Annotated in this window: 12 protein-coding genes; 3 read left to right on the top strand and 9 right to left on the bottom strand. The window is 47.7% G+C overall.

Annotated elements, in window-relative coordinates:
* Nucleotides 1-3 precede the first annotated feature (3 nt).
* Together ACFQS8_RS10640 and ACFQS8_RS10635 are read right to left on the bottom strand one after the other, a co-directional pair.
* On the bottom strand, nucleotides 4-867 hold the full coding sequence (locus ACFQS8_RS10640) for a cell division protein FtsX (protein ID WP_382167313.1): 864 nt from the start codon (nucleotides 865-867) through the stop codon (nucleotides 4-6).
* Nucleotides 868-1,581, bottom strand: coding sequence for a cell division ATP-binding protein FtsE (locus ACFQS8_RS10635; protein ID WP_382167312.1), 714 nt, complete (start codon nucleotides 1,579-1,581; stop codon nucleotides 868-870).
* A gap of 84 nt (nucleotides 1,582-1,665) precedes the next feature.
* Here ACFQS8_RS10635 and ACFQS8_RS10630 point away from each other — a divergent pair, with 84 nt between their 5' ends.
* Together ACFQS8_RS10630 and ACFQS8_RS10625 are read left to right on the top strand one after the other, a co-directional pair.
* Nucleotides 1,666-2,535: an MJ0042-type zinc finger domain-containing protein gene (locus ACFQS8_RS10630; RefSeq protein WP_382167311.1), complete on the top strand. Its 870-nt coding sequence runs from the start codon at nucleotides 1,666-1,668 to the stop codon at nucleotides 2,533-2,535.
* A complete protein-coding gene (locus ACFQS8_RS10625; protein WP_382167310.1) occupies nucleotides 2,522-3,058 on the top strand; it encodes a phosphoribosyltransferase in 537 nt (178 codons plus the stop codon). The genes ACFQS8_RS10630 and ACFQS8_RS10625 overlap by 14 nt, the downstream gene beginning before the upstream one ends.
* 42 nt (nucleotides 3,059-3,100) lie before the next feature.
* On the opposite strand, the gene ACFQS8_RS10620 is transcribed toward ACFQS8_RS10625, so the two are convergent.
* From ACFQS8_RS10620 to argH, 4 genes are all read right to left on the bottom strand, one after another.
* Nucleotides 3,101-5,746 (bottom strand): DUF4175 domain-containing protein, encoded by a 2,646-nt coding sequence (locus tag ACFQS8_RS10620; protein ID WP_382167309.1) that lies wholly within the window; start codon nucleotides 5,744-5,746, stop codon nucleotides 3,101-3,103.
* A 39-nt stretch (nucleotides 5,747-5,785) separates the two neighbouring features.
* Nucleotides 5,786-7,051: a diaminopimelate decarboxylase gene (lysA, locus tag ACFQS8_RS10615; protein WP_382167308.1), complete on the bottom strand. Its 1,266-nt coding sequence runs from the start codon at nucleotides 7,049-7,051 to the stop codon at nucleotides 5,786-5,788.
* Between the two features lie 92 nt (nucleotides 7,052-7,143).
* Nucleotides 7,144-7,353 (bottom strand): LPS translocon maturation chaperone LptM, encoded by a 210-nt coding sequence (gene lptM / locus ACFQS8_RS10610; protein ID WP_382167307.1) that lies wholly within the window; start codon nucleotides 7,351-7,353, stop codon nucleotides 7,144-7,146.
* Complete coding sequence (argH, locus tag ACFQS8_RS10605; RefSeq protein ID WP_382167306.1) at nucleotides 7,350-8,777, bottom strand: argininosuccinate lyase; 1,428 nt, start codon at nucleotides 8,775-8,777, stop codon at nucleotides 7,350-7,352. The genes lptM and argH overlap by 4 nt, the downstream gene beginning before the upstream one ends.
* Before the next feature lie 39 nt (nucleotides 8,778-8,816).
* On the opposite strand from argH, the gene ACFQS8_RS10600 reads away from it, so the two are divergent.
* Complete coding sequence (locus ACFQS8_RS10600) at nucleotides 8,817-9,410, top strand: TlpA family protein disulfide reductase (protein WP_382167305.1); 594 nt, start codon at nucleotides 8,817-8,819, stop codon at nucleotides 9,408-9,410.
* 70 nt (nucleotides 9,411-9,480) lie between these two features.
* Here the strand turns inward: ACFQS8_RS10600 and ACFQS8_RS10595 are convergent, their stop codons facing one another.
* The 3 genes from ACFQS8_RS10595 to ACFQS8_RS10585 form a co-directional block, all read right to left on the bottom strand.
* On the bottom strand, nucleotides 9,481-11,037 hold the full coding sequence (locus ACFQS8_RS10595) for a TadE/TadG family type IV pilus assembly protein (protein WP_382167304.1): 1,557 nt from the start codon (nucleotides 11,035-11,037) through the stop codon (nucleotides 9,481-9,483).
* Nucleotides 11,038-11,199: 162 nt separating this feature from the next.
* Nucleotides 11,200-13,359 (bottom strand): pilus assembly protein TadG-related protein, encoded by a 2,160-nt coding sequence (locus tag ACFQS8_RS10590; protein ID WP_382167303.1) that lies wholly within the window; start codon nucleotides 13,357-13,359, stop codon nucleotides 11,200-11,202.
* 102 nt (nucleotides 13,360-13,461) lie between these two features.
* Nucleotides 13,462-14,340, bottom strand: coding sequence for a 3-hydroxybutyryl-CoA dehydrogenase (locus ACFQS8_RS10585; RefSeq protein WP_382167302.1), 879 nt, complete (start codon nucleotides 14,338-14,340; stop codon nucleotides 13,462-13,464).
* Nucleotides 14,341-14,541 lie beyond the last annotated feature (201 nt).

Below are 14,541 nucleotides of genomic sequence, written 5' to 3'. Positions count from 1 at the left end.
TTGTTAGACTAATTCAGCAAGTGATCGAATGACAGTAATGCGTGCGGCCATCATTGCCGAAATGCCTGCAATAATGGGTGTAAATCCTAGAATCACACCATCTATCATGGATAGGGATAATTGTGGCAGAAGCCAGACCTGACCATCGCTTTGTTTTGCCATGTACAAAAGAAAAGCGGCCGCACCCAACGCAAGAACCGCTCCTATAGTGCCCGCTTGTAAACCTAAGCCTAGGAAACGACGTTCAAATATGCCGGCAATAAAGCTGTCTCTAGCGCCGCATAAATGTAGCACATTTACAATCTCTTTGCGCGCTAGCAAATCGGCGTGGGTTGCAAATGCAATAACCGCAATTGCGGTTGCTGCGAGCAATGCTACAGCAAATAGAGCAACGGTACGCGCCGAGCGTGTTGCGCGACGTACATCTGCTGACCAAACGACGTGATCATCAACCGTGGCGGTGATGTGTTCTTCTGAAAACAGCTTTTCGAGTTTTATTCCGATGCCTGTCACATTTGGAAGCGCCTCGGCAGCTATCATTTGGGGCAATGGCAATCCATCTGGAACCCCGTTTTTGCCAAGCCAAGGACTTAGTAATTCTTCAGCATCATCTTTTGTTAGGGCGCGTGCTGAGGCAATTCCGTCAAAGGATTGAGTAATTTGTAAAGCTCTTTCTAAATGCTTTGGCGAGCCTTCGACGCGAATGGTAATTTGTCCGGTGACATCATTAGTCCAGTCATTTGCAGCTGAATATGCAGCACGTGCAGAGAGCGCGGCGAGGGCACCAAGGAAACATAACGCACAAACCACGAAAAAAAGGGCCGCATCGCGCGCATCATCTTTGGGAAGAAGGGAAGAAGAGCTCATTTACAGAATTAGCCCTTTGTTTTTTGAAACTTGATGCATAACGCTTCCATCCGCTAATCGTAGAACTTCACCACCAGCATTGTCCACCATGTTTTGGTCATGTGTTGCGATGAGAACTGTTGTGCCAAGGCGTTTGTTTAATTCCTGAAATAGACGAAGTAAGCGTTCACTCATTTCTGGGTCAACATTTCCTGTGGGCTCATCTGCAATAAGAAGATCTGGCTTTCCAACGATGGCACGTGCGATGGCGACGCGTTGTTTTTCACCGCCGGATAGTGTTTCGGGGCGCGCTTCTAAGCGATCACCCAAACCAACCCAGCGCAGCAATTCGATGACATCATCGCGATAATGTTTTTCAGAATCACCAATGACCCTCAGAGGCAAGGCAACATTCTCATAGGCCGTTAAATGATCCAGTAGTCGAAATTCTTGAAATACTACACCGACACGACGCCGTAGACGTGCAAGTCCAGCACGATTCAGACTGCCAGTATCTACGCCAAATAGGGAGATGCTTCCCATCGTTGGGCGCAAAGCAAGGTAGGCGAGCTTGAGCAAGGATGTTTTTCCTGCACCAGATGGTCCTGTTAGCAGGGTGAAGGATCTTGCATGCAATTCCATCGAAACCTGAGTCAAAACGTCCTGTTCAGGGCCATATGACAGTGTCACATGATTAAATTGTACGGCAGGCTCTTCCAAAGACATGTTTTTCATGGTTACCAAAAGTTTCCAATTTTAAGCGACTATATCAGGTATTGGTTGGACATTGTTAACTGAAAGTGTGTTTTCGATAGCATTATGATTTTGATTTGTCCGTCTTGTCAGACACGATATTTTACGTCTGAGGCTGCTTTAGGGCCCTCAGGACGCAATGTGCGATGCGCAGCTTGTGACCATTCATGGTATGCAAAACCCCCACAAACTCTTGATCCGAACGCGAAGGATAAAGATGATTCTGGACTAACACGCGCACAAGTGGAACGTCTCCGTCAAAAAGCAGTAGAAAATTCTTCATCTGGTTCTGGGCCACATGCTGAACTGCGTGAGCGTCATGCAAAGCGTCGTAACCGTAATCGGGTGTTAGCCGCAAGTGCTGCTTGGATTGTTTCAGGGCTGACATTTGTTGGCATGGCGAGTGCTGCAGTAAGCTACCGTCAAGAAGTTGTTGAGTTCTGGCCTAAAACTGCCTCCGTTTATGCGATGATGGGCATGGAAGTGAACCGATTTGGGCTGGAATTTGGGGAATTGGAAGCGCGCCGTTCGTTTGATGGGACAACTCCCATTTTGACGATCACAGGCGATGCAACTAGCGTATCTGACCGCCACAGAGCCTCTCCTATCGTGCGCATAGAATTGCGCAATGAGCATGGAGAAGTGGTTCATGTTGAACGTGTGAATCTGCTGGATAGTGTCGTTGCGCCGGGACAAACGAGTCCGTTTACTGCGCATATCATATCCCCGCCTATGGATAGTTTTGATTTGCAAGCAAATTTTGAAAGCCCAAGGGATTCAGTGGAAGGCTTTGAAGATGAAGATGCGGAATCTTATGCGGCGGATCATGGCGAAAGTTACGATGAATCACATGATGTAGATAGTCATGCAGAGGATGATCATGCTACGTCTGATAATCATGACTCTGACCATGGGAATACAGATGAGCACCACTAATGCTGCGAATTTCGATGTCATTTTGACAAAAGAAGAGATTGATATCCGTATCGGTCTCACAGCGGATAAGCTTGCCCCAATGCTTGCTGGGAAGTCATGGACAGCGATTGTGATTTTGCTTGGTGCAACACCTTTTGCTTCTGATCTTTTACGTGCTTTAGCAGATCGTGGAATTGATGTTGGCTTTGATGCATTGTGGCTCGAAAGCTATCGTGATGCGCGCGAAAGTTCTGGGCGTGTGGTTGTGCGGGCTGATATTCAAAGATCTATCGCAGGGCGGGGCGCTTTGGTGTTGGATGATGTTTTTGACTCTGGTCGAACGCTTGAATTTGCGTCTCATCATTTGATGGCGAAAGGTGCACGCGAAGTGCTTACATGTGTGTTTGCGCGCAAGCCTGAAGCTGCCCCAACAGGGCTAGATGCGTGGGCGTTTGATGCGCCACCACGCTTTCTTGTCGGCTATGGCATGGATGATGCTGGACATTGGCGTGGATTGCCATATTTGGGCGCAGTACCCGAGTAATATCAATATGTTACAAGTAGTGGAACATATCGTTCCGTTATTTTAGAAACGCTTGAGTAGTCTCAATAAATAGTCCATTTCTTCGTCGGTCAGTCCTGATCTAGCGGAGCGTTCGCGTAGCTCTTCTAGTATTTGGTGTGCACGCTGACGGTCGGCTTCATCGGGTACCTCTACATCATCCCCGCTGCCTGGCACGCCCTGCCCTGAGGGGCGTCCTAGAGGGTCGTCAGAATTTTCTGCTTCACCGTTTGCGCCGCTTGCTTCTCCGCGTATTTTATCGGCAGTTTCTGCCATTTCAGTAGCGGCGCGCGTAAGGGCTTGCTCGGCTTGCTTTTGAAAGCGTGAGGCTGCGTCTAAATCACCTTGCTGTAAGGCTTCCAGTGCTTTTTCTTGGGCTGCTTCAGCCTGTGCGAAAGCATCACCTTGAGGCGATATGCGATAACCTTCTGCGTCCATTTCATAGTCGCCATCTTCGCCTTGTGCCATGCCTTCAGCGTCTGGGCCTTCATCGCCCTGTTGGGAATTTTCTGCTTCACCAGCTAGCCCTGATTGACGGCGGTTTAAGAGTTCTTGCTGTCGTTTTGCAAGGTCTTCTAGGCTTGTGCCCCCTTGCTGTTGACCTTGTGCTTGGCCGCCGCTTGGGCCCTGGGGGCCGTCTGCTGATTGATCGTTTTGTTCTTGCTCGCGGCGTGCTCTATTGGTGTCATCATTAAGGTCACGTTGATCACGCAATTCTTCAGCGAGCTTCTCTAAAGCACGAGACATTGGGCCTTCTTCTTGAGGACCATCACCGCCTTTTCCTTGCTTAAATTCGATGTCTTTTAAATTTTCGAGCAGATCATTCATATCTGACAGAAGTTGACGCGCTTGGTCACGCGCACCAGTTTCGGTAAGCTCTTCAAGGGCTTTCAACATGCGCTCAAGGTCAGAATCTCCAACTGTTGTTGAATCTCCGCCTGTGACACCATCTTCAAGTTCGGATGGACTAATACCGCGGCGTAAAGCTTCGGCGGTGCGCATTTCGATATAATTTTCGACAGCTTGTCGATAGGCTTGCATAAGGCGTTTTATTTCATCCTCGGGCGCACCATCTCTGAGGGCAGATTCTAATGCTTTTCGTGCTGCTTCTAAAGCGCGAGCAGCATCAGCCATCGTGCCGTATTCAGCGCGCATGGCAACCGCCCACAAAACACCTTCTGAGGCATCGGCTTGGGGTTTGGTGTCGGCAGTGGCGAGAATTTCTTTGGCCTGACGTAATCCCAGATAAAGGACGCGGTCATTGAAATAGGTCTCAGGTTTGTAGGTGAGGGCGTCGAGCATAATGGCTGCGCGGCGGATATCCTCTGGAGCGGTTTCTAATTTAGAGGGCGCAACTTTTATGAGGCGACCATCATCCATTAGTTCAGCTATTTGGTTTTCTTCGCTGGTTGGCGTGTAAGTGTCGGTTTCTCGCAATACAACATTACGCACTTCCATAGCGGCGCGAGCCATAGGTTGTAGGAATAGTTTTTCTGGAAGGGGGAATGCTACTTCCCGAGATGCCGATGACTGCCCTGCTGCATCCGTGGCTTTTAAGTAAGCGATAACTTCCATGCCAGCCCATTTATGGCGTGTGAAGTTAATGGCTGTAGCGTCATTTGCTTTACGCGGTTCAATGCCGGGAATTTCCAATGGGATAGCATCGGAGTTCTTGCTGGTGATTGATTTTTCGCTAGATGGGCGCAGGACAAATTCAATTTTTGCCAACCCATAATCATCTTCTGCTTTCCATGAGAAAGCTGCGCGATCATTATCGTCCACTTTGGGATAGGCATCAAATTCAATTTTGGGAGCTTTGTCGTCATTTGTCGCGATGGTATAGGCGGCGCGTTTGCCCCACCAATGAATTTCAGCGCGCACTTCGTTTTTTAGGTCGAGTTTTAGGTGTGTTTCAAAAGTGCCGTCATCGCCGCGCAAAAGAGGGATGGTTTCTTGTTTATCTCCATAGAAGAGATGTAATTTAGGCTTGCCATGCGTTTCAACACGGACTGTAAATTCAGAACCTTCTGGAGCGCGAAATTCTTCGTTGCTGCTGACATCAAAAGGCGCTTGTCCGGTATAAGCGGGCGGCGTGACCCATGCTTGCGCTTTTAGTTTATCTGCGCCGACAATACTTCCAAAGTCGGCGTGAAAGGTAGACTTTAACCGCGATGAAAAATGCTCACCTGCATAGAGGCTAGACGCTAAAATTGCGACAGGCAAAATTAGACGTAGGAAGAGCGGATCGATTGACCTTGCTTTGTCCAGAAGAGATGGCGGGTTTAAGCTAGCCGCTTCTTTTGCCACGCGCAGGCGATGTTCGGCCCATAAGGCCGCAGCTTTGGCGTGAGGGTGTGTTGGATTGTCAGTAAAGGTAGATGCTGGGCGTGATTCTGACAAAGCATCGACATGGCGACGTGCCTCATCCAAGCTTGGGGTTTTGAAACGCTTTATTCCACGCCATATCAGTGCGGCTATGAGCAATATCGCTGTGAGAGTAGAGGCAGCCCGTAATTTGGGAGAAAAGCTCTCAGTGGCACCGGATAATGATAGGATAAGCCACACCGCTAAAATAATTGCGGCTCCGCCGAACGCAGACACATAAGCGAGCCAATGCAGCCGCTTATGCGTGGACTTTATCATCTTAAATATGCGTTGTGCGCCTGTCATGAATTACAGATGCGGTCCTCTACTGTGTTTAGCGTTGGACTAGACTAACCAATCAGGTTGTTTTTCCAACGCAATGATATCGTCATAAGAAGGGCGTGGACGGATCACGCTGTATTGATCGCCGCGCACAATGACTTCTGCTGCTAAAGGTCTGGCATTATATTGTGATGAAAGAACGGCACCATAGGCTCCAGCAGACATAAAGGCGATTTTATCATCTGTTTTTAATTCTGCCATTGGGCGTGCTTTTTGAAAACGGTCTGTTGTTTCACACACAGGGCCAACAAGATCGACAGGTTTATAGTCTGCGTCCGCCGCAGCTTCATTGAGTGGCATCACTTCATGGATGGCTCCATACAGTGACGGGCGTGCAAGGTCGTTCATGCCTGAATCGAGGATCACAAAAGTGCGTCCATCGCGTTCTTTGACATATTCAACATTGGCGAGCATGACACCGGCATTCCCAGCGATCATGCGTCCCGGTTCGAGGATTAGTTCAACGTCAACGCCTTGTTTTACTTCGCGTATCATTTGCGCATATTGAGAAGGTGAATCTGGGTTATCCGCAGGCGAATAGGGGATGCCTAAACCGCCGCCAAGATCCATGCGCTTGATTTCGATACCTTGTTCGCGCAATTCGCGTACCAATGTGACAACCTTTTCAAAGGCAATGCGCATTGGCTCAACATCCATTATCTGGCTACCAATATGCACATCCACACCGATGGGATTAATGCCTTTCATAGAGGCTGCTTTGGCATACATTTGAGCGGCTTCATGCCATGCGATACCAAATTTGTGTTCAGCGCCACCTGTGGAGATATTGGCGTGACCGCCTGCATCAACGTGAGGGTTTACGCGAAATGCGATAGGCGCAACTTTGCCAAGTTCAATCGCTATTTCATTGAGGCGTTCCATTTCAGGGAAGCTCTCGACGTTGAATTGGTGGATACCAGCTTTTAAAGCGGCTGTGAGTTCAGCGCGTGTTTTTCCGACACCTGAGAAGACGATTTTTTCTGCGGGAACACCTGCGTGCAGGGCTTTAGCAAGTTCGCCGCCGGAGACAACATCTGCACCTGCACCGAGTTTGGCGAGGGTTGAAATTACACCAATATTTCCACACGCTTTTACTGAATAAGCGATGAGATATTTGGAGCCTTCAAACGCATTGGCTAGCACATTATAGTGGCGTTCGAGTGTGGCTGTAGAGTACACATAGGTTGGGGTTCCGACCGTTTTTGCGATCTCTTCGAGCGGCACGCCTTCGCAATGAAGGCGTCCATCAACATAGTTGAAATGGTGCATAAGTGTGTGTCTTGTCTTGTATGCCTATGTTTTGCTTTGCGCCTGCGATGGGGCTGACACCGCAGAGCATATAGGCAGGTGTAGGTGTGGTCTTAGTCTAGTGGGCCGCCGAGTAGTTCATCATCTGGTACATCTTGTTCAGGTGTAGGTTTTGATGAAGACACTGGAGGCTCAGCCGGCGCAGGTGCGGGTGGCTGTTCTTTGCGGAAGATAGGTTCTGGGCGTTCAAGATCACCTTTGAGACCACAAGCTGTCACGGAGGCGAGGGCAATAAAGCCCAAAACGATTTTTACCGGTTTCATAATAAGCGTTCCTTCCACAAGGCGATTTGTTCGCGCACACGCACGGGTGCTGTGCCACCATAACTTTGGCGACTGGCAACAGATGCGTCTACACTTAATACATCAAATATCTGTTTTGTAATACGCGGTTCGATAGCTTGAAGCTCTTCTAAAGATAGATCCCACAATTGGACGCCTTTATCTTCGGCGGCTTTTACACTGGCTCCGGTAATGTGGTGTGCTTCACGGAAGGGGATATTGAGTTCACGTACAAGCCAGTCAGCAAGGTCTGTTGCCGTGGAGAAACCACCTGCTGCAGCTGTTGCCAGATTGGCTTTATTGAAAGTGATAGAATCGATCATGCCCGTCATGGCTTGAAGAGATAGGTCGAGGCTATCGAAAGCTTCAAACACAATCTGTTTATCGTCCTGCATATCTTTTGAATAGGCGAGTGGTAAGCCCTTCATAATTGTGAGCATGGAGATTAGCGATCCATTGGCGCGGCCTGTTTTGGCGCGGACAAGTTCCGCAGCATCGGGATTGCGCTTTTGTGGCATGATGGAAGAGCCAGTTGACCATGCATCCGATAACCGCACGAATGAGAAGGGCGCAGACGACCAGATCACGATCTCTTCAGCAAGACGCGAGAGATGTTGTGCGCATATCGCTATGCTTGAGAGGCTCTCAATAGCAAAATCACGTGCTGATACAGCATCTAATGAATTTGCCATTGGGTGACTAAATCCAAGAGCTTCCGCAGTGATGTAGCGGTTTGTTTCAAAGCCTGTACCCGCGAGCGCAGCTGCACCCAGTGGACATTCATCCATGCGGTGAATGGCATCGGCAAAACGTGAAAAATCTCGTGAGAACATTTCCACATAAGCCATTAAGTGATGGCCAACCGTTACGGGTTGGGCTGTTTGAAGGTGTGTGAAACCAGGCATGACCCAATCAGCATGAGCATCCGCTTGTTTTAGAAGCGCCTTCATCAAGCTTTCGATTTGGTCCAATCGGGCTGTGCAAGACGATTTTACCCAGAGACGGAAATCAGTGGCGACTTGGTCATTTCGAGAGCGTGCTGTGTGGAGGCGGCCTGCAGGCTCTCCGATTAGTTCCTTTAGGCGGGCTTCAATATTCATGTGAATATCTTCCAGCGCCACGGAAAACTTAAACTCGCCTGCGCGGATTTCTTCGATAATTTTATCAAGTCCACCTAAAATAGCGTCGCGATCAGCTTCGGTTATGATTTCTTGAGCAGCTAACATGTTTGCATGTGCAATTGAGCCAGCCACATCTTCTTCGGCTAAGCGTTGGTCAACACCGATAGAGGCATTAATGGCTTGCATGACTTCATCAGGCTGTGCGCTGAAACGTCCGCCCCACATCTCTTGTCCTTTAGAGTTGGAGCGCGTATCTGAGCTGGTATTATCTGGCTTCACGGTCATATCTGTTCAAAGTCTCATAACGTTTAGGAGTTTGCGTCCATGCCTAAAGCCATTACTCGTTTTGGCATACCCGCAATGTTGATTGTCGGTGCATTATTTGTCGTTTTTGCGCTGTTTTCAGCGAGTAGTCCGCCAAATGTAGGGGGGACAGGGCTGAATAAGTATGCAAAAGGCGATTTAGAAGCGTTTGAATTCACGTCTGGACAAATGGCACCAGCGGCACGTTTTGACAATGTTGATGGTCAAAGCATGAGCCTTGAAGACTTTAGAGGTCAGGTAGTGGTGCTTAATATCTGGTTTGAGGCTTGCCCGCCTTGTGAAGAGGAAATGCCGTCTTTAGGGCGTTTGCAAACAGCTTTAGCCGATAGTGGCGTGAAGGTTTTGGCGGTCGCTGTGGACCGTGATTTTAACCGTGAAAACTCAAGAAAAGCGCTAGAGCAATGGACGGGTGGTACGCTGGATTTCTTCTTCGATAAAACCTACGGTATTGCCTATGAGACAGGCGCTAAGGGGATGCCGACGACGATTGTTTATGATCGCGAAGGGAAAGAAGTCGGGCGATTATCTGGCGGGGCAGACTGGGCAAGTGAAAATGCTATCGGGCTGATTAAAGCCATTGCAGATGATGCCTAAATGAATGCAAAAAAGGCCCACTATCACATGCGGATATGGGCCTTTTTAAATATGTTGTGCAGGTGTCGGTTTATTCCGAAAGTCGCAGCGCTTTTGATGCTAACTCTTGGAAGGTTTTATCTAATTCATCACCCGTAATGTTGTAGGCGCGGCTTTCTTTTCCAGCACAATCTTTCAGCAGTGAAATAGCGTCCGCATTATAGTAAGAGTGTAGATCAAGCGCGATTGTGTAGAGTTCGACTTCTTCTTTTCGGATAGCTTTACACGCATCTATCATAAGGCCGTCGAGGTCTGATCCAGACAATTCTTCTTTCTCTATACCTTCGGGTCTTTCACAGTCTTTTGTGGTGTGACTGTGATAGCGATAGCCCCAGCGATTATATTTGTAGTGTTTTGTGTAGGTACACCAACCGTAGTAACTATAACCTTCGCTATTTGATGTCGTGTTCTCACCATCAGTCAGCATGATCATTATCTTGCGTGTTTGTAGTGAGCCAAAATCATCAGGCTTTAATGCGTTGTTGTAGCCAAAAAAGCCTACCCAGTTAGCTTTGTTGGAAAACATACGGAAGCCCCACATGAGACCGATGTCTGCGTGTGTATTTCCACCGGGGTTAAGTTGGTTCAGCTTCTTAATGACTTGTGGACGGCTCTGAGACATGGGTAACATTTCACTTGGACAGTGATAGTTTGGGTCCCATCCTGAAACCTTACGAGCAGGCCATTTCATTTTAGAAGGAGGCACGTCAGTGAGGACAGAGATACTGCCTGAGCTTGTTATTTTGCGCTCATCCTTTGTGGCCATGATACAGCCCATCCAGCCATCGCTTCCAAAGTCATTTTTAATGTCTGAATTGCGGTATGTACTATAATCGTTGAATTTTGGTGGGAAGAGATGGTTTGTAAAATCTTGAAGCGGGACGCCAGACTTTGCGCCATCTCCATAATTGGAATTATTGGCAGCAGGGCCGGGAGATGGATCCCATGATAGTGGGCGCTCCACATTGATGTTGACTGTTGCGTTCCACGGGACAACACCAATCTGCACGGAATTCGGGTGTACGGCATTATCAAAAACGCTGTTCACAAAACTGATGGAAGCTTTGCGCAATTGCTTCATTCTGTTGGAGGTGGTCATGGAACCTGAATTATCCAGAACCAATACAATTTCTAGCTTTCGAGAGTCGCCTATGGTTGCTGCGGCGTGAGCTGGGATCGTGTTTTTGTTTTTGCCCATCAAACCACCAAAAATGAGTGTTAAGTCACCTTTAGAATCAGCGGTAATTTCACCATCTGCGTTGAAGGCAAGTTTGATGTCGGTGTTTTTAAAATCAGCATTGAAAGATGCGAGGTTTGCCTGAAGATAATCTTTCGCAACTTTACTTGCGGCAGCCTGGCGTTTGGCAACGTCTTTTTCACTGGTGCTGAGAATATAGGCACGCGCCGCTGCGAGTACTGAGGAGTCTGTCGCTGCCTGCAGGTGTGAACCCGCAGTTTGCATACGACGAAAATCAACCGTGAAACCGACTATGAACATAGTCGCCAAAAATACGACAGCAAACATGGGGGCAATGCCACCTGCTGTATTCTTACAGAATTTACGTATCTCTCGTCTGATCAACTGCACAATATTTCTGCCTCTAACAATAGCGTTGATAGAGGAGTATAAGGTATTGAGATTTAAATTTTACTGGCGAGTGAAGTTTGAATTGCTCAATTCCATTGAGTATTGATTAAGTATAAAATACGGGGAAATGACGCTATTCCCCGTATTAGTTAAAGATAATGATTATTTCGTTAATCTTAGGGCGCCTAAAGCAATATTTTGGAAGGTTTCATCAAGTTGTCCTGAAGAAATATTGAAAGCACGTGCAGAATCATCTGCGCATTCTTTTAATAAAGATATCGCGTTACTTTCATCAGAATTAGTTGCGTCTAAGTCTACAGCAATGGTGTAGAGTTCTACATCTGAATCTCTAATGGCTTGGCAAGCATCCAACATGAGATTGTTGAGAGATTTATCACTCAGGTCGTCAATGCCAGATGAGATGGGGCAATTTCCTGCAAGACCACGCCCATATTCAGGATATCCGGGAACGCCTGTTTCTGTACAGCCATAATATCCTTCAAAATGATAAGGCGCTTCATTTTTCCCATCCGTCAGAAGGATCATCATCTTTTTGGTTGTCATGTCTCCAAAATCATTGGGAGCAGCTTTGGCATCATAACCAAACATTTTTGTCCAAGCGCTTCGTGATGACATCATGCGATAAGCCCACATCAAGCCAACGTCGGCCTGCGTGCCGCCAGGCGCGGGGTACATGTGGTCCAATTTGTCAATGAGCTGTCGGCGATCTCCCGACATACCGAGCATGGCCGTTGGACAGTTTAAATTTGGTCCAGCGATGGGTTTGATATCATCCCAAGGCATGAAATCTTTCGTGGGCAAGCCGGGACAAGCATTGCCGCCTTTTGATATATATTGGAACTCATTCGGGTCGGATGTACACGCGTAGATGTTGTCCTCTTGAATGATTGTTTGTGTGCTGCTGCACGGCATATCGGCGGGCATGTATGTATTCCTCACGCCGTCAAACCCGTGTTGAGTATGGAATGCATCTTCACATGACATAACCTGACACCCATTCTCGCAAATGGAGGCATCTGGCTGCTTGTAGGAGTCGCCAATATTGCACTCTGGCTTGTTGTATATGGAATAATAGTTGAGCCACTGACACCCATCACTGTGGCCGCCATTTGGTTTAACAGGGCTAACTTTCGCAATTCTTTCCAATACATAATCCTGATATGGCGTGGGCGTCATATATGGATACTGACTATAGTCGGGTGAGATAGAAGCCTGACTGCCTACTGGTGGTGGCGGAGGAGGTGGCGGAGGCGGGGGAGGAGGTGGCGGGGGAGTTGGTGTGGGCGTGGAGGTGGAAGAAGGCGTAGGCGTTGGCGTTGGGGTCGGTGTGGGCGTGGTGGATGGGTATTTTACGTATTGAACCGGATAAAATTCAGGTAAAACACGCAGGGCAGGCCACTTCATCCCAGACACGCTGGCATCAGAGAGGGATTTTTTTACGTCACCGTTTGATTTTACTTCGCGCTCACCTTTTGCAGCGCTGATACATCCGCGCCATTCAACAGGGGCGAAATCAGCTTTAATTTGTGAATTAGAATATGAGCCAGAATAAGTCCATGGTGCGGTTAAATATTTGGTGCGGTCTTCAAAAGCACTTTTGGGAATCGTACGGCTGCCCGCATCAGGTACGGTGGTTTTAGTTGCTTTTCCTGGTTTCCATGTGCCGGGTTTTTCCGAATTAATATTGACGGTGGCCGCCCATGGAACAACTCCAATTCTAACAGAATTGGGAAGAGAGGCTTTGTCGAACATGGTATCAACAAAGCCTTTTGCAGCATTGCGCATAATGGTCATGCGGCTGCCCTCAAACATGGAGGCTGAGTTATCGAGCACAAGCATGATTTCAACAGACTCAGTATTACCTGCCTTCACTGCTGAAATATTTTTGATCGTTTGTTTGTTTTTACCGAACAAGTTTCCAAATATCAGGTCTATTTCTGCGGAAGTGTGGCCTATAATTTCCCCATCTTTTTTGAATTCTAAATTGATGTCGGCGCTTGTGAAATTAGCAGAAGTTGCTTGCAGGTTTGCACGCAAATAGTCTGAGGCGATTTTTTGGGCTTTGGCTTTTCGAGCTTCAGGTTTTGCATCTTGGTCAAGCAAATAACCGCGTGCTGCGGCGAGCACTGCAGCATCTGTTGCGTCTTGTGTATGGGTTTTTGCAACTTGCGTGCGGCGTACGTCGACTGTTAAGCCGACAACCATAACAAGCGCAAATACCGACAACCCGATCATTGGGGCAACAGAGCCTGAGTTTGATTTTAGGTATTTGCGAGATTGTTTTGTAGTAGTGCAGACCATTTTGTACATCTATTCCTATTAAGTCGACTCAATAGATGCACAAGAATAGTTTAAATATTGTAGCTTTTATCTTAAAGACTGTGGGCTATCTCTATTTGAGTGTTAACGTGTTGGGACAGGAGTCTCTCCACGGTAGTCATAAAATCCACGATTTGTTTTGCGGCCAAGCCATCCAGCTTCAACATATTTTACGAGCAGTGGGCAGGGGCGATATTTTGTGTCGGCCAAACCGTCGTGAAGGACTTGCATGATGGAGAGGCATGTATCCAATCCGATAAAATCGGCGAGCATAAGTGGTCCCATTGGGTGGTTGGCACCTAGCTTCATAGAAGTGTCAATTGAATCTACCGAACCAACACCTTCATATAATGTGTAAACAGCTTCATTGATCATGGGCATCAAAATACGGTTTACGATGAAGCCGGGGAAGTCTTCTGAGTTTGTCAGGATTTTATCTATTTTGCCGACGATGAACGCCGCAGCATCATATGTTTCTTGGCTTGTCGCTAATCCACGAATGATTTCCACGAGTTTCATCACAGGAACAGGGTTCATGAAGTGAACACCGATAAAGCGATCTGGGCGATCAGTAGCAGCTGCCAAGCGTGTGATTGAAATAGAGGATGTGTTGGTCGCGAGCATCGCAGTATCTTTTAGGTGTGGTGTCACATCTCTGAAGATTTGAGCTTTGATGGCTTCTTTTTCTGTCGCCGCTTCAATTACCATGTCAGCTTCTGATAAGCGTTCAATGGGAAGGCCGGGTTGAATGCGGGCAAGCGCTTCATCCATGTCTTGCTCGGTGATGAGGTCTTTGGAAACCTGTCGCACCATGTTTTTCTGGATCACGTTTAAGGCAGCATCAATGCGGTCTTGTGAAACATCATTCAACAGCACATCAAAACCAGCGAGGGCGCAAACGTGCGCTATTCCGTTACCCATTTGTCCGGCACCAATGACACCGATTGTTTTAATGTTGCTCATGCCCAGCCTTTTCAATTCACTTTACGTCTTCCCCTACCATGAGTTTTAGGTAAGTGGGAGTTTTCAATACATGACTTTAGCAAAAGATATACCATTTGGGAAGCGGAAGCTAAGTCATTCTCGCTACGTTAACGAGAAAGCATACGCTAACACGTTGTTTCTGGTTTTGGAGAGCGAAAAATGCCGCATAAGAGAAGAAAT

This window comes from Hirschia litorea (assembly GCF_042665075.1).
GTDB classification, from domain to species: Bacteria; Pseudomonadota; Alphaproteobacteria; order Caulobacterales; family Hyphomonadaceae; genus Hirschia; species Hirschia litorea.
This window is presented reverse-complemented; position numbering and strand designations above follow the sequence as displayed.

Coding starts and splice junctions, on each gene's coding strand:
- argH (WP_382167306.1), bottom strand. CDS start 8,777: ATGACCGTGAAGCCAGATAATACCAGCTCAGATACGCGCTCCAACTCT.
- ACFQS8_RS10630 (WP_382167311.1), top strand. CDS start 1,666: ATGATTTTGATTTGTCCGTCTTGTCAGACACGATATTTTACGTCTGAG.
- ACFQS8_RS10625 (WP_382167310.1), top strand. CDS start 2,522: ATGAGCACCACTAATGCTGCGAATTTCGATGTCATTTTGACAAAAGAA.
- lysA (WP_382167308.1), bottom strand. CDS start 7,051: ATGCACCATTTCAACTATGTTGATGGACGCCTTCATTGCGAAGGCGTG.
- ACFQS8_RS10635 (WP_382167312.1), bottom strand. CDS start 1,581: ATGAAAAACATGTCTTTGGAAGAGCCTGCCGTACAATTTAATCATGTG.
- ACFQS8_RS10600 (WP_382167305.1), top strand. CDS start 8,817: ATGCCTAAAGCCATTACTCGTTTTGGCATACCCGCAATGTTGATTGTC.
- lptM (WP_382167307.1), bottom strand. CDS start 7,353: ATGAAACCGGTAAAAATCGTTTTGGGCTTTATTGCCCTCGCCTCCGTG.
- ACFQS8_RS10590 (WP_382167303.1), bottom strand. CDS start 13,359: ATGGTCTGCACTACTACAAAACAATCTCGCAAATACCTAAAATCAAAC.
- ACFQS8_RS10620 (WP_382167309.1), bottom strand. CDS start 5,746: ATGACAGGCGCACAACGCATATTTAAGATGATAAAGTCCACGCATAAG.
- ACFQS8_RS10585 (WP_382167302.1), bottom strand. CDS start 14,340: ATGAGCAACATTAAAACAATCGGTGTCATTGGTGCCGGACAAATGGGT.
- ACFQS8_RS10640 (WP_382167313.1), bottom strand. CDS start 867: ATGAGCTCTTCTTCCCTTCTTCCCAAAGATGATGCGCGCGATGCGGCC.